Consider the following 19,071-nt stretch of genomic DNA (forward strand, 5'->3'; position numbering starts at 1 on the left):
TGCACCAAAGATCCAGTGTGGGAGCGAGCTTGCTCGCGATGAGCCATCCGCAGCGCTACAAGAATCAAAGCCCAACCTTCGGCGAATCCAACGAATCATTCCCCGTCACCGTAGCCGTACCGGTCGCCGCCTCGGCATTGGCCTTCAGGCGGCTCAGCTCATCACCGGCCTGCTCGATGCGGGCGCGGGCGCTGTTCAGATGCTGACGATTCTTTTCCAGCAGAGCCTTGGCCGAACAATGCCCGGTGATACCCCGTGCCAGGGCCATGCCGCCGAAAGCCAGTTGAGCCAGACCGATCACACCGCCACGGCGCAAGCCCTTGCCCATCATCAGTACACCGCCAGCCAGTGAGCCAATGCGCTCCCAGCCATGCACGTTTTGTGGCGGATGAGATTGGAAAGGGGTGGTCTCAATCGGCTCGAACGGGTTGTTATCGCTCATGATCTGTCTCCAGTGTGGGGATTGGTATAAAACTGACTGCCCGAGCGATTCCCTTGTTCAATCCAATTGTGCACCGATCAGCGGAATTGCGGCCCCGAACGAGTGTTGTTGCCTTTGGCCATTCGGTCGTACAGCACGACGTTGACTGTGGCGGCCAGGTTCATGCAGCCGGTGGTGGGGATGTACACCACGTCCTCGCACCAATCGCGAATGTCTTTATCCAGCGAACCGTCCTCGGGGCCGAAGATGTACAACGCCCGGTCCGGGTGCGTGTATTCGGGCAAGGGACGAGCGCCCTCCACCAGTTCCACGGCCACCGGTACGCAACCCAGGGGCAGGATCTTCTTCAGGTCGTCGATGCCAATCAGCGGGATGTCGTAGTGGACTTTCTTGGTGTCGGTGACGAAGTCGGCGGCACGCTCGTAACGCTTGCCGGTGTAGAACACCGACGCCACGCCGTAGCAGCCGGCGGCACGCATGACCGAACCGACGTTTTCCGGTGACTTGGGGTTGAACAGACCGATGCAGCTATAGCGTTTGTTGGCCACGGACGGGGTGCCTTTGGGAAAAGGCGCGATTATACGGGGAATGGGGCTGCGTGTTCAGTTTGTGAGTGGGGGCTGATGGTCGGTTACCTCTTCACGAACCTGACCAATCGGTAACGTCCCCGCCAGCGTCGTGAAAGGCACCAGTCGTTATGGTTTGCCTGACAAATGACTGCCGGAGTTGCTCATGAAGACCCTTGATGCCTTGCTCGCCGTTTCGATCCTGTCCCTTTCTTCCCTTGCCTTGGCGGAAGGAGGAGGTGACCGGGTTTATGGCCGGATGATCCAGAACAATCAACAAGCCATGGCGCAATACGCCGCCGAAAACGGCAAAGCCGTCGCCGAAATCGTTCATTACGAATACGGCATGAAACTCGATGTAAAAAAAGTGGTGAGCGTTACACCGGCCAATAAAGGCTGTGGTGTCGGACCGTCGCGCATGACTTACGAAGACTCGAACGGCAAGCTCAATACCGTGGAATATAGGCTCCTGGGTGATAACTGTCCGAATGGCGGCTGATTACCGTCTCGTTTGTTCTCCTTTGGTTTTGAGACGGTCAGGCGCCCTGGTGGCGCCTGTTTTTTATGTGCGCCGGATTATTGCGCTGGCGTGTTACGCAACCTCAAGGCATTGAACACCACCGATGCCGAACTCACGCTCATGGCGATAGCGGCAATCATGGGCGAGAGCAAGTGGCCGGTCAGGGGATACAGCAGGCCGGCAGCCAACGGAATACCCATCGAGTTGTAGAGGAAGGCAAAGCCGAGGTTCTGGCGCATGTTTCTAACGGTTGCCACCGAAAGGGTGCGGGCCCGCAAGATCCCCATCAAATCGCCTTTTACCAAGGTCAGTTGGGCGCTGTTCATTGCGACATCCGTGCCTGTCCCCATGGCAATGCCTACGTCCGCCCGAGCCAGGGCGGGGGCGTCGTTTATTCCGTCACCCGCCATCGCGACCTGGCGGCCATCGCGCTGCAGGTCCGCCACCAGGCGCTCCTTGTCCTCGGGTTTGACTTCGCCATGGACCTCTTCAATGCCCATCTCCCTGGCCACGGCGCGTGCAGTGGTGAGGCCGTCGCCGGTGGCCATGATGATTTTTATGTCGTGAGCTTTGAGCCGGTTGACCGCTTCCCTGGAGGTCGGCTTGACCGGGTCCGAGACGGCCAGCAGCCCGGCCAGCACGCCGTCGACCGCCATGTAGATAATGCTGATGCCTTGGGCGCGTAGCTGTTCGGCCTGTTGTTGCAATGGGCTGACGTTGATACGGGCGGCGTCCATCAGGGCGGTATTGCCCAAGTGGATCCGCTTGCCGTCCACCAGGCCACTGACACCGATGCCACTGCCGGATTCAAATGACGCAGGCTTGATCAGTTCAAGGTGCTCGGATCGTGCGTGATCGACGATGGCGTGGGCCAGGGGATGTTCGCTGCCTTGGTCGAGGCTGGCGGCCAACAGCAGCACCTGGCGGTCATCGAAGCCCTGGGTGGCTTTCACGCTGTGAAAGGCCGGGCGCCCTTCGGTCAGGGTGCCGGTCTTATCGACGATCAGCGTGTCGATCTTGCACAAGTTCTCGATGGCGCTGGCGTCCCGGAAAAGCACGCCCAGGCTGGCGGCCTTGCCGGTGGACACCATGATCGACATGGGGGTTGCGAGCCCCAACGCACAGGGGCAGGCAATGATCAGCACGGCGACGGCATTGATCAGCCCGAAGACCCAGCCAGGTTCGGGACCTAGCAGCCCCCAGCCGAAAAAGGTCAGTACGGCGATGGCAATCACGCCCATGACGAAATAACCAGCGATCACGTCGGCCATGCGCTGCATAGGGGCTTTCGAGCGCTGGGCCCGGGCGACCATCTGAACAATCTGCGCCAGGACGGTCTCGGCGCCGACCTTCTGCGCCGTCATCACCAAGCTGCCATGGGTGTTGATCGTGGCACCGATCAGGCTGTCCCCGGCGCGTTTGATCACTGGAACCGGCTCGCCGGTGAGCATCGACTCGTCAACGGCACTTTCCCCTTCGAGCACCGTACCATCGACCGGGACCTTCTCACCGGGCCTGATCCTCAGGTGGTCACCCTGATGGACGTGGGTCAGGGGGATGTCTTGTTCTTGGCCATCGGCATTGATCCGGCGCGCGGTTTTGGGCGACAGCCCCAGCAGCGACTTGATGGCGGCCGACGTCTGCGAGCGAGCCTTGAGCTCCAGCATCTGCCCCAGCAACGTGAGGGAGATGATCACCGCGGCGGCTTCAAAGTAGACGCCGATTCGCCCCTCTTGCATGAACGTGGCGGGAAATCCTCCAGGCCAAAACGTGGCTGCGACACTGTAGAGATAGGCCGCCGCGGTGCCCAGGCCAATCAGGGTCCACATGTTCGGGCTACGCTGGTGAACGGACGCCACTCCCCGCACAAAAAACGGCCAGCCTGCCCACAGGACCACGGGCGTCGCCAGGAAAAACTCGACGAGATTTTGCGTTTCACCGTGAAACAGCGACAAGGCGTGCCCCGCCATGGCAAGCACGGTGACGATCACCGTCAACGGCAGGGACCACCAGAAGCGGCGGGTGAAGTCCTTGAGTTCTGGATTGTCCTCTTCTTCCAGCGCGGGCATCACCGGCTCCAGCGTCATGCCGCACTTGGGGCAGGTGCCGGGGCTGGGCTGGCGTATTTCCGGGTGCATGGGACAGGTGTATTCGGTCGTCATGTCGCCGCTGAGCGCTGCAGCGCTGTGGTGAAGGTGCACGGGAGTGTCGGACATGGTTAGGGGCCTTCCTGATCCCTGCGGTTGACGGGGGATTCGCCATGTCGTCCATGACCGCCATGGCCGTGTCCGAAGATATGCATCAAGGGACACATCAGGAGAATCAGGTACGGCCAATTCCCCGCGATGTGGCTGAAGTGTTCTCGCGCCAGATAGAAGAGGCCGATGGCCAACAACATGATCAATACAATGCCGGTCTTGTTCCGCCAGAAGGGCGTTGTGCCAGCAGATGGGGGTTGATGAGTGTTCATGGTATCGCTCCTTCAGGCCGGGCGAGCCGCCACCCATAGCCACAGCATAGGCAGGGCGTGCTTTGGCAGATTGATATTCATCAACCTTGGCTTACTTCGCCTGTAAATGAGGGAAGTAACGGGCATGCTAAAGGTGCGGAGCTGTCAGCGACCTGACGGGGACATTGCAGATTTGTCAGCGGGGCCCATGAAAGCGACACAGGCAGCCGCTGCACAGTGGAGTAGGCCACTTGTGGCGAGGGATTTTACCTGTGGCGCAAACGTTGCTGCGCAAGTAAAACCGCTCGCCGCAATGGCTGACTATTCGTCTTTCTTCATCAGCCCGGCCAGCGCAGCGAAGGGGTTGTGGGTCGCCTTGGCGATTTTCGGGGTGCTCAGGGAGCCGTCGCCGAAGTATTGCTGGTCGGTGTAGCGCGAGTGTTCGTTGTCGTGGCAGTACAGGCACAGCAGTTCCCAGTTGGAACCGTCCTGCGGGTTGTTGTCGTGGTTGTGGTCGCGGTGGTGCACGGTCAACTCGCTCAGGCGCTTGCCGGAAAACTCACGGGCGCAGCGACCGCAGACATGGGGGTACATTTTCAGGGCTTTGTCGCGGTAGCCTATTTCCCGGTCACGCTGGGCATCGGCGAGGATGCGGTCCAGCTTGGCGGTGTTGGATGGAGGCGTTGACGAACTCATGGGTTCACCTTTGTAGAAAAGACTGATGACGGTTGGACAGAGTTTAGCTCAGCCCTTGAGTTTCTCGGCAATCCAGATGGTGTGGCGGGTGCCTTTGTTGCCATGGGCGAACACCTGCACCTCTTCGGCCTTGAAACCGGCTTTCTTCAACTTGTCGGAAAACTGCCGGTCAGCGCTGGCTGACCACACCGCCAGCACGCCCTTGGGCCGCAGGGCCTTGGCACATGCGGCCAGGCCACCGGTCGAATACAGCCAACTGTTGGCTTTCTGGGTCAGGCCTTCGGGGCCATTGTCGACATCCAGCATGATCGCATCGAAACCCTGGGGTTCGGCTTGCAGCACTTTGGCCACGTCTTCCAGGCGGATCACGGTGCGCGGGTCCGACAGCGGCCGCCCGGCCTTTTCACCGAGGGGGCCGCGGTTCCACTCCACCACGCCTGGTACCAGCTCGGCCACCACCACTTCGGCAGTTTTGCCCAGGTGTTTGAGGGCCGAGGCGAGGGTAAACCCCATGCCCAAGCCACCGATCAGCACGCGCGAGCCAGGGCGACCGGCGACCTTGCGGCAGGGAATTTCCGCCAGGGCGTCTTCGGAACCATGCATGCGGGTGTTCATCAACTGCCCGCCGTCACCGCCCTGGATCTTGATGACGAAGTCTTCGCCGTACTCGAACAGGCACAGGGCACCGCCGTTGTCAGGAATGGGGGTGGTGTCGAGCAGAACGAAACGTTTCATGGAAATCTCATGGGAAGGGGCAAACCGGCGCGGTAAGGACTAGCCTGAAGGTAGACAATAGCCACGGAGCCATTGATGAAGTGCATCATTCTAACGGCCATTGCCCTGGCGGCGCTCTCGATAAGTTGGGCGCAGGCCCAGCAGCCGACGATTCCGGTAAATCCACCGAGTATCCCCGGTTCGCCTGGCACCGCCACGCCCATGCCGTACCCGCCGGTTACGCCCAACGGCATACCCAAGCCCGCCGCCGGAAGTAGCGGGCCGCCGTTGCTGCCACCGATCGAAATGCCCAAGCCGCCCAAGGATCAGCCGATACCGGGCATGGAGCAGCAACCGCCGAGGGCCAAGTCGCCGGGGGGGTAGACCTGAAATCCTTTGGATGACGAAAGCCTGTGCTCCCACAGGGTCAAAGGTTGCTGTCAGACCTGCTGCGACAGCAACTGCCCATCGGCCATGCGCAGGCGTTTGGACAGGGAGACGGCCAGGGCGCGGATGATTTTGGCGGCGATCTTCGGTGCGTCGTTGAGCATTTTTTCCAGAGAGTCCTTGCCCAGGTTCAGCAACTGACAATCACTGGCGGCGATGCAACTGGCCGAACGCCGCTCGCCATCGAGCACGGCCATCTCGCCGAATGCCCGGCCGCTGCGCAGCGTGGCGATGGTCACGGGTTGGCCATCGGGGCCGGTTTTCTGTACGGCTACCTGTCCGGTGTGAATGATGCACATGAAACTGCCGGCATCGCCCTCGCGGAAAATCGCCTCGCCTTGGGCAATGGCGCTGATACTGAAATATCCCGATGCTGCAGCGAAGTCGACGGGCAGCAACTGGTCGAACAGGCCGCAGTCCATCAGCCAGTCGCGGATTTCGTTGTTCAATAGGGTCGGTTCTGACATGTCGTCACGGTCTTTTTCTTGTGTCTGTTGCGGTTTCGGGTTGGCCTGGATGTAAGAAGATCCCTTGTGGGAGCGAGCTTGCTCCCACATTTTATTGTGGTTGCATCAGAGCCTTGCGCATGCAGCTAAGACCCGGCCATTGCACAGAGTTCCTCAACCCAACCCCAAAACCTTCAAAACAAATGCATATTCGAGCGCTACGTCACGCAATCCCTGGTAACGCCCGCTCATCCCGCCGTGGCCAGCGCCCAGTTCGGTCTTGAGCAGCAAGGGGTTGTCATCGGTCTTGGTGGCGCGCAATTTCGCCACCCACTTGGCCGCTTCCCAATACTGCACGCGGCTGTCGTTGTAACCGGCGATCACCAACAGCGCCGGATACGCCTGGGCGCTGACGTTTTCGTACGGCGCGTAGGCCCGGATCCGATCATAAACGTCTGGCTCCTCGGGATTACCCCATTCGTCGTATTCGGTGACGGTCAATGGCAGGTCCGGGTCGAGCATGGTGTTGAGCACATCGACGAACGGCACTTCGGCAATCGCAACCTTGAACAGCTCCGGGCGTTGATTGAGCACCGCGCCGATCAGCAAGCCGCCGGCACTGCCACCGCTGATCGCCAGTTGCTCGGCGGTGGTGAAACCGTTGGCGATCAAATGCTCGGCGCAGGCGATGAAGTCGCTGAAGGTGTTGTGCTTGTGTTCCTGCTTGCCGGCACGGTACCAGGCTTCGCCCAGCTCACCGCCGCCGCGCACGTGGGCGATGGCGAACGCCACGCCACGGTCGAGCAGGCTCAGCCGCGAATGGGAAAACCAGGGGTCGAGGCTTTCGCCATAGGCGCCATAGCCGTACAAATACAGCGGTACCGGTTGGCCGAGGGCTTCACGTTTGACCACCAGGCTGATGGGCACCTGCGTACCGTCCGGCGCCGTCGCCCAAAGCCGCTGGCTGACGTAGGCATCGGCGTCGAACGGGCCCAGTACCGGGGTTTGCTTGAGGACCACCTGTTCGCCGCTGGCCAGGTCCAGTTGGCGGATCTGCGCCGGGCGGTTCAGGGCTTCGTAGCGCAGGCGGATACGGTCGCTGACGAACTCCAGACTGTTCTGCACATGCAGGCTGTAGGCCGCGTCCGGCAATTGCACGCGATACGCCGGCAGATCCTGTGGGTGAACCTCGATGATCGGCAGGCCGCCTTCACGCAGGCTCAGGGTCATGGCCCCGGCGTTCAGACTCAGGCCGTCGATCATCACCGTGTCGCTGTGGGGGATCAGGTTCTGCCAGTCGGCTTCGGTCGGCACCACGCCCGTGTCGGCGGCCTGGTACAAGGCAAAGTTGATCCCGTCGCGATTGCTGCGGATCAGCCAGCTCCATTGGCCGTCGAGCAGGCCGTGGTCGACGTCGTATTCATGGTTTTCCAGGCGTGGCGCCAGGCAGGTGAAGGGCTGTTGCGGCTGCGTGGCGTCGAGCACCCAGACTTCGCTGGTGGTCTTGCTGCCCAGGGACAGGATCAACTGCCGCTCGGAGCTTGAACGGTAGCAATGCAGGAAGAAGCGCCCGTCCGTCTCATGGAACACCTCTTCGGCGGCGGTGCCATCCAGGCGATAGCGCCAGAGCTTGTGGGGGCGATGGGTCTCGTCCAGCTCGCCGAAAAACAGCGTCAGGCTGTCGTTGGCCCAGGTCATGCTGCCGTCGCACTGTTCGAAGGACAGTTCGCTGACCCTGTCGTTGGACAATTCCTTCACGAACAGCGTGTAGATCTCTTCGCCCGTGGTGTCCAGGCTATAGGCCAGACGCTGGTGGTCGGGGCTGATACTGAAGGCGCCGAGGGAGAAGAAGCCGCCGCCAGCCAACGCATTCGGGTCCAGCAGCAGCTGTTCGCGGCTTTCATCCACGCTCAGGCTGTCATCGGCCGGGCGCGGGCAGCGGTAGTGGCGCGGGTATTCGTCACCGGCCGTGGTGCGGGTGTAATACAGGTACGGACCCCAGGGCGAGGGCAGCGACAGATCGGTCTCAAGGATCCGGCCCTTGATTTCCTGGAACAGGGTTTCGCGCAGCCCGGCCTGGTCGGCGAGTTGCGCCTCTTGGTAGCTGTTTTCCGCCTTGAGATAGTCGAGCACGGCGTCGGTGTCGCGCTCCTGCAGCCAGGCGTACGGGTCAACGCCGGCGTCCCTGTGGGCAATCGGGGCATTGGTAACGTGGGCAGATAGGGACATGTAAGGCTCTCGAACGTTGTACGAAAAGCTCGGCAGATGCCGGGGCAGCCTGACGAGCGAAAAGCCGTTACTATAAGCGCCTATTTGCCTGCCTTGCCATGGACACCATGACCGAGAACGACTATCTGATTGCCTGGGGCCTCTATGCCTTCGCCGCCGTGGGCTGCCTGTTGGTATGGATGCGCATGACCCGCTGGATGTGGCGCTGGCTGCGTGAGCCGCTGCGGTTGCTGATGGCGGTGTTGCTGTTCAGCCCTACCATCGTTGATCCGGTGAAGGAAAAGGTCGCCCCGGCCCTGGCCATTGTTGCCCTGGACGTGCTGTTCAAAGTCGGCAACAACGTCTGGCGTGCGGCTTCCGATCTGCTCATGTACGGCATGATCGCCTTCGGTCTCTACTTGGTTTTCGTGCTGATCCGCTTCCCCATCGAGCGTGCCGCCAAGGCTCGCAAGGAGCGGGCGGCCGCGGCAAAAGCCGCCGCTGCCGCCGATGAGCCCGAGGATGAGCCACCGTTCGGCGTGGCTGGTGATGACCGCTACGGTCGCCCGCCAGTGCCGAGCAACCCCCAGCGTTCGCGTATAGAACCACGTCTGTAGCCAGGCCTGCCCTTTGAAGCGAGAGTTCGAGCATGTGTGAGTTATTGGGCATGAGCGCCAATGTGCCGACCGACATCGTGTTCAGCTTCACCGGACTGATGCAGCGTGGCGGCAAGACCGGGCCGCACCGCGACGGCTGGGGCATCGCCTTCTATGAGGGCCGTGGCCTGCGCCTGTTCCAGGACCCGGCGGCCAGCAGCGAGTCGGAAGTGGCGAACCTGGTACAGCGCTATCCGATCAAGAGCGAAGTGGTGATCGGGCACATCCGCCAGGCTAACGTCGGCAAGGTTTGCCTGTCCAACACGCACCCGTTCGTGCGTGAGTTGTGGGGCCGCAACTGGTGCTTTGCCCACAACGGCCAACTCGCCGATTTCCAGCCTGAAGTCAGTTTCTACCGGCCAGTGGGCGATACCGACAGCGAAGCGGCGTTCTGCGATTTGCTCAACCGCGTGCGCCAGGCTTTTCCGGAACCGGTGGAGGTCGAGCAATTGCTGCCGTCCTTGATCCAGGCCTGCGCCGAATACCGCAGCAAGGGCGTGTTCAACTGTTTGCTGAGCGACGGGGACTGGCTGTTCTGCTACTGCTCGACCAAACTGGCCCAGATCACCCGGCGCGCCCCGTTCGGTCCGGCGCGGCTCAAGGACGTGGACGTGATTGTCGATTTCCAGGCCGAAACCACGCCCAACGACGTGGTCACGGTCATCGCCACCGAACCCTTGACCGAAAACGAAACCTGGACCCGCTACGAACCGGGCCAATGGAGCCTGTGGCGGCGCGGTGAATGCGTCAGCCATGGCCAGACCGAATAAGGACGTCACGTTATGTTGCTCAGTTATCTACGGTTGGTGTTGTTCGCAGTGGGCCTGCTGGTTGGGGTCCAGGTGCCGGGTTTCATCAGTGATTACGCCAAGCGGGTCGAGGCGCACTTGATCGAAGCGCAGGCCGGCCTGCAGGGTTTCCAGGGCACCGCCAACCAGTTCTTCAAGGGCGACATGCAAGCCTTGGTGGCCCATTACCGCGCCAGCGAAGACCCGATCTTTCGCAGCGATGCCGATAGCCTGAACACCCTGCTGGTGCGCCAACAGGCTTTGGACAAGCAATTCCAGGCGATGCAAGGCCCGTGGTACATCCGCTTGCTGCAAGTGGCGCTGGCCGCCGATCCGGATATTCGCAAGGAAACCTGGAACGGCTACAGCTACCAGATCCTGCTGACCCCCGAGGCGATGATCTGGGGCATCAGCGGCGCCTTGTTGCTGTCGTTCGGCCTGGAATGCCTGTTCCGCCTGATCGACTGGGTGGTGTTGGGCGGCAAGCGCCTGCGCCAGAGCCGGCCGATTGAAGAGCGGGATTTGCGCGGGCTCTGACTACACGATTGCTCAATGGGCTTTTGTGGCGAGGGAGCGTCCCTGGCGACATTCCCACGCAGGAGCGTAGGAACGATCGATACACCTCGGGTCGAAGGGCTTTTTGGGGCGAGCGGATAAATCCCTCGCCACAACAGTGTTCAGTCAGACCGTCCGATGTATCCAATCAACTTTTTCTTATGACCCAACCGGTGTTTTATTCGTTGGACGCCACCGCGTGCGCGCTCAAGAATCTGGACACCGGTCTCCACGTGCATCGTCGAGGCTTAGAACAATAAAACCGTGGAGAACCACCATGAGTGCACCCGACACGCTCGGCGTCCCCAAACCCCAGGCCCGTTCCGGCCCGTTCGATTGGTACCGCAACATCAACCAGCAGGAACGTCGCACCTTCTGGAGCTGCAAGATCGGCTACGCCCTGGATGGCATGGACACCCAGATGCTCAGCTTCGTGGTGCCGACCCTGATCGCGATGTGGGGCATTACCACCGGACAGGCAGGGCTGATTCATACCAGCACCCTGATCGCTTCGGCCATTGGCGGCTGGGTGGCAGGCATTCTTTCCGACCGCATCGGTCGAGTGCGCACGTTGCAACTGACCGTGCTGTGGTTCGCCTTCTTCACCTTCCTGTGCGGCTTTGCCCAGAATTACGAACAACTGTTGATCGCCCGCACGCTGATGGGCTTTGGCTTCGGCGGCGAGTGGACCGCCGGCGCAGTGTTGATGGGCGAAGTGATCCGCGCCAAGGACCGCGGCAAGGCCGTGGGCATGGTGCAGTCGGGTTGGGCGCTGGGTTGGGGGATGACGGCGATTCTGTATGCGCTGCTGTTCTCGGTATTGCCGCCGGAAGATGCCTGGCGCGCCTTGTTTATCCTTGGCATTGTCCCAGCGGTGTTCGTGATATTCGTCCGGCGCCTGGTCAAGGATCCGGAAGTCTATAACCAGGCCAAGGCCCGGCAAACACCGAGCAATCCCGCGAAGTTCTACGAGATATTCGCCCCCGGCATACTCTTCACCACCCTTCGTGCCTCATTGCTGACCACCGGTGCCCTGGGCGGCTACTACGCCATCACCTCTTGGTTGCCGACTTTCCTGAAAAATGAGCGAGGCTTGAGCGTGTTGAGCACCGGTGGATATCTGGCAATGGTAATCGTCGGTTCCTACGTCGGTTATGTCATCAGTGCGTATCTGTCGGACATCCTGGGTCGGAAAAAGAACTTCGTCCTGTACGCAGTCGGTTCATTCACCATTGTGCTGCTGTATACCCAGTTGCATGTAAGCAATAACGTAATGCTCTGGCTGGGCTTTCCCCTGGGCTTCTTCGCCTCGGGCATGTTCAGCGGCATGGGCTCGTTCCTCACCGAGCTGTTCCCGACACGCATTCGCGGTTCGGGCCAGGGTTTTTGCTACAACATAGGTCGGGCGTTGGCGGCAACGTTCCCGCTATTGATCGGCTTGCTGAGCCAGAAAGTGCCGTTGAGTGTGGGTATCGGCGCATTTGCGGCGGTGTCCTATGGCGTGGTGATACTGGCGGCGCTAAGCCTGCCGGAAACCCAAGGCAAGCAGTTGGAAGCTGAGTAACTGATAACCTGCGGGCACATGTCCCACAGTTAAACGAAGAAAGAACCTACAGGAGCGTTCACCGTGAGCCGCCTGCTATTGAACTGCGACATCGGCGAGAGCTTCGGCAACTGGACCATGGGTCTGGACGCCGAGGTCATGCCCTTCATCGATTGCGCCAACATCGCCTGCGGCTTTCACGCCGGCGACCCGAGCATCATGCGCAAGACCGTCAGCCTGGCCCTGAGTCACGGCGTGCGGATCGGCGCGCACCCGGCCTATCAGGACCTGGCGGGCTTCGGCCGCCGCTCCATGGCCTATGGCGCCCAGGAACTACAGGATTTGCTGCACTACCAGATCGGCGCCCTCGACGGTATTTGCCGGGCCCAGGGTGGGCGGGTCAGCTACGTCAAACCCCATGGCGCGATGTACAACGACATGATGGCCAATCCGGCGCAACTGCGTGCAGTGATCCAGGCGGTTGCCGCCTATGATCGGGCGCTGCCGCTGATGCTCATGGCGACCCGGGACAATAGCGCCGCGCAAGCCCTGGGCGACGAATATGGCCTGACCCTGTGGTTCGAAGCGTTTGCCGATCGCGCCTACGACAGCGCCGGTCGTCTTGTATCGCGGCAAGCGCCGGGTGCTGTGCACCATGATCCCGAGGTCATCATCGGGCAGGCCCTGACCATTGCCCGTGGCGATGCGTTGACCGCCAGCGACGGCAGCGCTCTGAACCTGAAGGCCAATACCTTGTGCGTGCACGGTGACAACGCCAGTTCAGTGGCGGCCGTACAACGCATCCGCGAAGCTCTGGACCGGCAGAGTGCACCATGAAACCACGCTTGGAAGTGGTGGCAGTGGACTGCTTGATGGTGCGCCTGTTCGATGAAATCGCCGAGGCCAACATGCCGTGGATGCTTGCTGCCAGTGCGCGGCTCAAAGCGGTATTCGCCGAGCATCTGATCGATCTGGTGCCGTCCTACACCACGTTGATGGTGCATTACGATATGTTGGCGCTGACGCCGGTCCAGGCCCGGGACTTGATCGGTGAGGCGCTGAATAATCTTTCACCAGATGCCCGCTCTACCGGCCAATGCCACGTGCTGCCGGTGTGGTACGACTCCGGTGTCGGGCCCGAACTAGACCTGCTGGCGAGCCGTAGCGGCTTGACGGTCGCCCAGGTGATCCGTCGCCATAGCGAGCGCGAATATCAAGTGTTCGCCCTGGGCTTCGCCCCTGGATTCGCCTTCATGGGGCTGGTGGACGAAGCACTGGCGGCACCGCGCCTCGATACGCCACGCAAGCGCGTGGCGGCGGGCAGCGTCGGCATTGCCGAGCGCCAGACTGCGGCGTACCCGGTGGTGTCGCCCGGTGGCTGGAACCTGATCGGGCGTACCCCGGCCAAACTGTTCGACCGCGCGCGTGACGGCTACAGCCTGATGCAGCCTGGTGACACGGTGCGTTTTGCCGCCGTGGATCACGCCGAATTCATCGCCCTGGGCGGCGACGATACACCGCTGGAGGCCCAGGCATGAGCCGCTTATTGATCGAGGCCAGCACACCGTTGTGCCTGTTGCAGGACATCGGGCGTTTCGGCGTCAGGCATTTGGGCGTGACCCAGGGCGGCGCGGCGGATTGGCTGTCGATGGCCTGGGCCAATTGGATGTTGGGCAACGACCCGAACGCGGCGGTGGTGGAAATTACCCTCGGCGGTTTCACGGTGGTGGCCGAAGACGATTGCGTGCTGGCCCTGGCCGGGGCGGATCTGGGAGCGCGGGTGGACGAGCAGCCGGTAGCGTCGTGGCGCTTTTTTAGCCTGCGCCAAGGTCAGACCCTGGTATTCACCCAACCGGTGCTCGGCGCCCGGGCGTACCTCGCGGCCCCCGGCGGGTTCGAAGCGCCGGCGGTGCTGGGCAGTCGTTCGACGGTGGTGCGTGAAGAGCTTGGCGGCCTGGATGGACTGGGGCGGCCGTTGAAACGCGGTGCGCACCTGAGCTATTGCGGCTTGGCGACACCTCGGCCGATGCCGCGCACACTTGTTCCGGATTTTCAGCAGGACTCGCCGCTGGATCTGATCCTCGGTGCGCAGAATGGCGCGTTCAGCGGGCAGAGCCTGTTTGATGCGTTCAACACCGCCTGGACCCTGGACAGCCGCGCCGATCGCATGGGCATTCGGTTGCTCGGCACGGCCCTGCAATACCAGGGGCCGGCGATGATTTCCGAGGGTATCCCCCTGGGTGCTGTGCAGGTACCGCCAGACGGCCAGCCGATCGTGTTGCTCAACGACCGGCAAACCATTGGCGGCTATCCACGCCTGGGTGCCTTGACGCCGTTGGCCCTGGCCCGGCTGGCGCAACGCCTGCCGGGGACGCAGGTGCGATTGAGGCCAGTGGTGCAGGAGGTTGCGCATCGGCAGCAGGTGGAGTGTTTGCGTAGTTTTCTCTAGCGCTAAAAGCATCGCGAGCAAGCTCGCTCCCACAAGGGATCTCATGTGTGACGAAGATCCAGTGTGGGAGCGAGCTTGCTCGCGATGACGCCCGAATGGGCAACCAAGATCTACTTGGAAAGAAACCGCATCCCTTCCTCCAACCCCTGCAAGGTCAGCGGATACATCCGCTCTTCCACCAATTCCCGCACGATATTGGTCGAGGCGGTATAACCCCAGGTGTCCTTGGGGTAAGGATTGATCCAGATGAGCTTCTTGTACTTCTCCATGAAGCGCTGCATCCAGACGTAACCGGCTTCTTCGTTCCAATGTTCGACGCTGCCGCCGGCCTGGGTGATTTCATAAGGCGCCATGGCCGCGTCACCGATGAAGATCACTTTGTAGTCGGCACCGTACTTGTGCAGCAGGTCCAGGGTCGAAGTGCGCTCCGAGGTGCGGCGCAGGTTGTTCTTCCATACCGACTCGTACACGAAGTTGTGGAAGTAGAAATACTCCAGATGCTTGAACTCGGTCTTGCAGGCCGAGAACAATTCTTCGCAGATTTTCACGTGGGCATCCATTGAACCGCCGATGTCGAACAGCAGCAACAGCTTCACGGTGTTGCGTCGCTCCGGGCGCATCTGGATGTTCAACAGGCCGGCGTCCCGGGCGGTGTGGTCGATGGTACCGTCGATGTCCAGTTCTTCGGCCGCGCCCTGGCGGGCGAACTTGCGCAGGCGGCGCAGGGCGATCTTGATGTTACGGGTTCCCAGTTCCACCTGGTCGTCGAGGTTCTTGTATTCGCGCTGGTCCCAGACCTTCACCGCTTTGCCCTGGCGCTTGCCAGCGTCGCCGACGCGGATGCCTTCGGGGTTGAAACCACCGGAACCGAACGGGCTGGTGCCACCAGTGCCGATCCACTTGTTGCCGCCGGCATGGCGTTCCTTCTGTTCTTCCAGGCGCTTCTTGAATTCTTCGATCAACTTGTCCAGGCCACCCAGGGACTGGATCTGCGCCCGCTCTTCGTCGCTCAGCGAGCGCTCGAATTCCTTGCGCAACCAGTCTTCGGGAATCAATGCCTGGAGATGATCGTCGAGTTTTTCCAGGCCATTGAAGTAAGCGGCGAACGCCCGGTCGAACTTGTCGAAATGCCGTTCGTCCTTCACCAGGATCGCCCGGGCCAGGTAATAGAACTCGTCCATGTCGGCGAAGATCACCCGCTGTTTCAGGGCGTTGATCAGGTCCAGCAGTTCACGCACCGACACGGGCACCTTGGCGGCGCGCATTTCATTGAACAGGTTAAGCAGCATGGCAATCGCCCTCGCTCTTGTTAAACGAAGAGGATCAGCGAGTGCCGCGACGGCTCATGAACGCCAGGCGCTCAAGCAATTGCACGTCCTGTTCGTTCTTGACCAGGGCGCCGGCCAGGGGCGGGATGGCCTTGGTCGGATCCCGCTCGCGCAGCACCGCTTCGCCAATGTTGTCGGCCATCAGCAGCTTGAGCCAGTCCACCAGTTCGGAGGTGGAAGGCTTTTTCTTCAGGCCCGGTACCTTACGCACGTCGAAGAACACGTCCAGCGCTTCGCTGACCAGGTCTTTCTTGATATCCGGGTAATGCACATCGACGATTTTCTGCAGGGTGACGCGGTCGGGGAAGGCGATGTAGTGGAAGAAGCAGCGGCGCAGGAATGCGTCCGGCAGCTCTTTTTCGTTGTTGGAGGTAATGATGATGATCGGCCGCTGCTTGGCCTTGATGGTTTCGTCGGTCTCGTAGACGTAGAACTCCATCTTGTCGAGTTCTTGCAGCAGGTCATTGGGGAACTCGATGTCGGCCTTGTCGATCTCGTCGATCAACAGGATGACCCGCTCCTCGGACTCGAACGCTTCCCAGAGCTTGCCTTTCTTCAGGTAGTTGCGCACGTCGTGGACCTTGTCCACGCCCAACTGCGAGTCCCGCAGGCGGCTGACCGCGTCGTACTCGTACAGGCCCTGGTGAGCCTTGGTGGTGGACTTGATGTGCCAGGTAATCAGGCGCGCGCCGAAGGACTCAGCCAGTTGTTCGGCCAGCATGGTCTTGCCGGTGCCCGGTTCACCCTTGACCAGCAATGGTCGCTCCAGGGTGATGGCGGCGTTCACGGCCAGCTTCAAGTCATCGGTGGCCACGTAGGCGCTGGTGCCTTCGAACTTCATTCTGCAATTCCTCGAACGGTGTCGCCGGCCTGACGAGGCGGGGCGCGGGAAATAAATGTCGTGCCCGACTATAACGCGACGCCCCGCCGACTGTGAACGCAGACGCTGTATTCAGTCTCTGAATGGAGCGTCACATGTTGACTCGGTCTCGGCGCATTTCTAAGAGGCACGCTCCACTCCCTCGCCACAAATAAGCCGCAAACACCTTAGTCGGTCGAAGGCGGCGGTTGTTCGTAGCGAGCATTGAAGGCCTGGACGAAACCGTTGCGCAGGATTTGCAGGAAGGCTTCGAAGGCGCTGATGTCCTGCTGGTGAACATTGCCGCTGAGTTCCACCCGGGTGGCGAACTGGTTCTTGCGTTGGTTCTTGAGGGCGGTTTCGCCTGTGCCGACCAGCGCTTCCCAGACGGAACGGAAGATGTTTTTGTTCTTGTTTTCCACGTCCTGCTGCCAGTCGAACACATCGACATCACGCAGCAATGGCTTGATGTAGCCGCTGAGCTTGGCGTTGTCGGCTTCAGCTTCGATCACCAGGTCGCCATGGCCAGCATTGAAATCGAATTTGCCATAGGCGGCGGCGAAATCGTTCAGACGCTTGAGTTCGATGTTCTTGGCCCGAAGGCGGAAGTCGAAATCCTCGAAGTTGCTCAACGGGTCGAAGGTGGCCTGCATCTCCAGGGGCGCGTGTTCGGCCACCAGGGCCTTGCCCTCGAAACGGGCGTCGCGCTTGCCTTTGGTGTCGACCACGTTGGTCAGGTTATAGAAGCTGGCGTTGACGTCGGTGGCCCGCAGATTGACCGGCGGCTTGGAGTTGAAATTGCGAAAGGTGACCTTGCCATCCCTGATCCGCACTTCGTTGAGGGTGATGGGCAGCAATTTGCTCAGTTGTTCGCGCCAGTTGGTGCCCCGGCCGGTCTGGGAGTCTTGCCGGTTGGCCCCACCGTCGACAAAGTTCACTTCGGGACGGGCGAACTCGACCTCGGCCACCACCGCATGGTCGTACCACAGCGAATGCCAACTCACCGACAGGTCGATCAACGGCGCATCGACGAACGGCACCGGGACCTTGCCGTCGACCTTGACAATTTTCAGGCCATTGATCCGGTAGGCCCCGCGCCAGAGCGCCAGGTCTACATCGAGAACCTGGCCGCGGTAGTCGCCCATGTCGGCCAGTTTGTCGTTCAGGTAGTTGCGCACCAGATAGGGCAGGGTGAAATGCAGGGCCACGAGTACCACAACGATGGCGGCGAGAGTCCACAGTGGCCAGCTGTATCGACGCTTCATGTCAGTCAGTCTCCAGCGGTGTTAAATCCATTGACTGTCGTAACAACTGGAACGTTCGGTGCAACTGGACGCCCATGGGCAACAGGCATACCTTTAAGCGCTAAATTCCCGCTGCATTAAGGACCCAGCCATGAGCCGTATATTCGCTGACAACGCTCACTCCATCGGCAATACGCCACTGGTGCAGATCAACCGCATCGCCCCACGCGGCGTGACCATCCTGGCCAAGATCGAAGGGCGTAACCCAGGGTATTCGGTCAAGTGCCGGATCGGCGCGAACATGATCTGGGACGCTGAGAGCTCGGGCAAGCTCAAGCCCGGCATGACCATCGTCGAGCCGACCTCGGGCAATACGGGTATCGGCCTGGCGTTTGTCGCTGCCGCCCGTGGCTACAAGCTGATGCTGACCATGCCGGCGTCCATGAGCATCGAACGGCGCAAGGTGCTCAAGGCCCTGGGGGCGGAGCTGGTGCTCACTGAACCGGCCAAGGGGATGAAAGGGGCCATCGAGAAAGCTGCCGAGATCCTGGCCAGCGACCCTTCCAAGTACTTCATGCCGCAGCAGTTCGACAACCCGGCGAATCCGGCGATCCACGAAAAGACCACCGGCCCGGAAATCTGGAACGACACCGATGGCGCGGTCGATGTGCTGGTGGCCGGCGTCGGCACTGGCGGAACCATCACCGGGGTGTCGCGGTATATCAAGAACACCTGTGGCAAACCGATCCTGTCGGTGGCGGTGGAGCCTGAGGTTTCGCCGGTGATTACCCAGGCCATGGCAGGGCAGGAGATCAAGCCCAGCCCGCATAAGATCCAGGGGATAGGCGCTGGATTTGTGCCGAAGAACCTTGATCTGTCGATCGTCGATCAGGTTGAGCGAGTCACTGACGAAGAGTCCAAGGCCATGGCCCTGCGCTTGATGCAGGAAGAGGGCATCCTCTGTGGAATCTCTTGTGGCGCGGCGATGGCCGTGGCCGTACGCCTGGCGGAAAAGCCGGAAATGCAGGGCAAGACCATCGTGGTGATCCTGCCCGATTCGGGCGAGCGCTACCTGTCGAGCATGTTGTTCAGTGATTTGTTCACTGAGCAGGAGACGCAACAGTAACCGCATGCAGGAGGTGGCGAGGGCACTCGCCACAA

General features: G+C 61.0%; 21 protein-coding genes. 10 read left to right on the top strand and 11 right to left on the bottom strand.

The genetic code is table 11. The annotated features are described in order from the left end of the window. Positions 1-64: 64 nt before the first annotated feature. Positions 65-442 carry a DUF2892 domain-containing protein gene (locus tag J9870_RS07335; protein WP_210643323.1) on the bottom strand — a complete coding sequence of 126 codons (378 nt, stop codon included), beginning with the start codon at positions 440-442 and terminating at the stop codon, positions 65-67. 77 nt (positions 443-519) lie between these two features. Continuing rightward, the gene (locus J9870_RS07340; RefSeq protein WP_003198862.1) at positions 520-990 is read right to left on the bottom strand and encodes an RNA methyltransferase; all 471 of its coding nucleotides are present in this window, start codon (positions 988-990) and stop codon (positions 520-522) included. Between the two features lie 184 nt (positions 991-1,174). Here J9870_RS07340 and J9870_RS07345 point away from each other — a divergent pair, with 184 nt between their 5' ends. Further along, positions 1,175-1,507, top strand: a complete 333-nt coding sequence (locus J9870_RS07345) for a DUF2790 domain-containing protein (RefSeq protein WP_210643324.1) — start codon at positions 1,175-1,177, stop codon at positions 1,505-1,507. 77 nt (positions 1,508-1,584) lie between these two features. Here the strand turns inward: J9870_RS07345 and J9870_RS07350 are convergent, their stop codons facing one another. The 4 genes from J9870_RS07350 to J9870_RS07365 form a co-directional block, all read right to left on the bottom strand. After that, complete coding sequence (locus tag J9870_RS07350; RefSeq protein ID WP_246883137.1) at positions 1,585-3,690, bottom strand: copper-translocating P-type ATPase; 2,106 nt, start codon at positions 3,688-3,690, stop codon at positions 1,585-1,587. A 56-nt stretch (positions 3,691-3,746) separates the two neighbouring features. After that, positions 3,747-3,998 (bottom strand): DUF2933 domain-containing protein, encoded by a 252-nt coding sequence (locus J9870_RS07355; protein ID WP_210643326.1) that lies wholly within the window; start codon positions 3,996-3,998, stop codon positions 3,747-3,749. A 300-nt stretch (positions 3,999-4,298) separates the two neighbouring features. Then, positions 4,299-4,673, bottom strand: coding sequence for a YajD family HNH nuclease (locus J9870_RS07360; protein WP_210643327.1), 375 nt, complete (start codon positions 4,671-4,673; stop codon positions 4,299-4,301). Positions 4,674-4,721: 48 nt separating this feature from the next. Beyond that, positions 4,722-5,408, bottom strand: coding sequence for a hypothetical protein (locus J9870_RS07365; RefSeq protein ID WP_210643328.1), 687 nt, complete (start codon positions 5,406-5,408; stop codon positions 4,722-4,724). Positions 5,409-5,483: 75 nt separating this feature from the next. Between J9870_RS07365 and J9870_RS07370 the strand changes: the two genes are divergently transcribed. Then, a complete protein-coding gene (locus J9870_RS07370) occupies positions 5,484-5,771 on the top strand; it encodes a hypothetical protein (RefSeq protein ID WP_210643329.1) in 288 nt (95 codons plus the stop codon). A 56-nt stretch (positions 5,772-5,827) separates the two neighbouring features. Here J9870_RS07370 and J9870_RS07375 read toward each other — a convergent pair whose 3' ends face one another. After that, on the bottom strand, positions 5,828-6,301 hold the full coding sequence (locus J9870_RS07375; protein ID WP_210643330.1) for a cyclic nucleotide-binding domain-containing protein: 474 nt from the start codon (positions 6,299-6,301) through the stop codon (positions 5,828-5,830). A 153-nt stretch (positions 6,302-6,454) separates the two neighbouring features. Further along, a complete protein-coding gene (locus tag J9870_RS07380) occupies positions 6,455-8,509 on the bottom strand; it encodes a S9 family peptidase (RefSeq protein WP_210643331.1) in 2,055 nt (684 codons plus the stop codon). 98 nt (positions 8,510-8,607) lie between these two features. Between J9870_RS07380 and J9870_RS07385 the strand changes: the two genes are divergently transcribed. From J9870_RS07385 to J9870_RS07415, 7 genes are all read left to right on the top strand, one after another. Continuing rightward, the gene (locus tag J9870_RS07385) at positions 8,608-9,105 is read left to right on the top strand and encodes an MFS transporter (RefSeq protein WP_210643332.1); all 498 of its coding nucleotides are present in this window, start codon (positions 8,608-8,610) and stop codon (positions 9,103-9,105) included. 32 nt (positions 9,106-9,137) lie between these two features. After that, positions 9,138-9,914 (top strand): class II glutamine amidotransferase, encoded by a 777-nt coding sequence (locus J9870_RS07390; RefSeq protein WP_210643333.1) that lies wholly within the window; start codon positions 9,138-9,140, stop codon positions 9,912-9,914. Positions 9,915-9,926: 12 nt separating this feature from the next. Beyond that, a complete protein-coding gene (locus J9870_RS07395; RefSeq protein ID WP_210643334.1) occupies positions 9,927-10,469 on the top strand; it encodes a DUF2937 family protein in 543 nt (180 codons plus the stop codon). Positions 10,470-10,764: 295 nt separating this feature from the next. Further along, positions 10,765-12,051, top strand: coding sequence for an MFS transporter (locus J9870_RS07400; protein WP_210643335.1), 1,287 nt, complete (start codon positions 10,765-10,767; stop codon positions 12,049-12,051). 63 nt (positions 12,052-12,114) lie between these two features. Further along, complete coding sequence (locus J9870_RS07405) at positions 12,115-12,867, top strand: 5-oxoprolinase subunit PxpA (protein ID WP_210643336.1); 753 nt, start codon at positions 12,115-12,117, stop codon at positions 12,865-12,867. Further along, positions 12,864-13,568: a 5-oxoprolinase subunit PxpB gene (pxpB, locus tag J9870_RS07410; RefSeq protein WP_210643337.1), complete on the top strand. Its 705-nt coding sequence runs from the start codon at positions 12,864-12,866 to the stop codon at positions 13,566-13,568. Before J9870_RS07405 ends, pxpB begins: the two co-directional genes overlap by 4 nt. Beyond that, complete coding sequence (locus tag J9870_RS07415; protein ID WP_210643338.1) at positions 13,565-14,479, top strand: biotin-dependent carboxyltransferase family protein; 915 nt, start codon at positions 13,565-13,567, stop codon at positions 14,477-14,479. Before pxpB ends, J9870_RS07415 begins: the two co-directional genes overlap by 4 nt. A 110-nt stretch (positions 14,480-14,589) precedes the next feature. On the opposite strand, the gene J9870_RS07420 is transcribed toward J9870_RS07415, so the two are convergent. From J9870_RS07420 to J9870_RS07430, 3 genes are all read right to left on the bottom strand, one after another. Beyond that, a complete protein-coding gene (locus J9870_RS07420) occupies positions 14,590-15,768 on the bottom strand; it encodes a VWA domain-containing protein (RefSeq protein WP_210643339.1) in 1,179 nt (392 codons plus the stop codon). A gap of 34 nt (positions 15,769-15,802) precedes the next feature. After that, positions 15,803-16,648: a MoxR family ATPase gene (locus J9870_RS07425; protein ID WP_003184225.1), complete on the bottom strand. Its 846-nt coding sequence runs from the start codon at positions 16,646-16,648 to the stop codon at positions 15,803-15,805. 206 nt (positions 16,649-16,854) lie between these two features. Continuing rightward, positions 16,855-17,931 carry a DUF748 domain-containing protein gene (locus J9870_RS07430; protein WP_210643340.1) on the bottom strand — a complete coding sequence of 359 codons (1,077 nt, stop codon included), beginning with the start codon at positions 17,929-17,931 and terminating at the stop codon, positions 16,855-16,857. A gap of 130 nt (positions 17,932-18,061) precedes the next feature. On the opposite strand from J9870_RS07430, the gene cysK reads away from it, so the two are divergent. Next, entirely contained in the window at positions 18,062-19,036 is a 975-nt protein-coding gene (gene cysK, locus J9870_RS07435) for a cysteine synthase A (RefSeq protein ID WP_210643341.1), read from the top strand. Positions 19,037-19,071 lie beyond the last annotated feature (35 nt).

This window comes from Pseudomonas sp. Tri1 (genome assembly GCF_017968885.1).
Lineage (GTDB): Bacteria > Pseudomonadota > Gammaproteobacteria > Pseudomonadales > Pseudomonadaceae > Aquipseudomonas.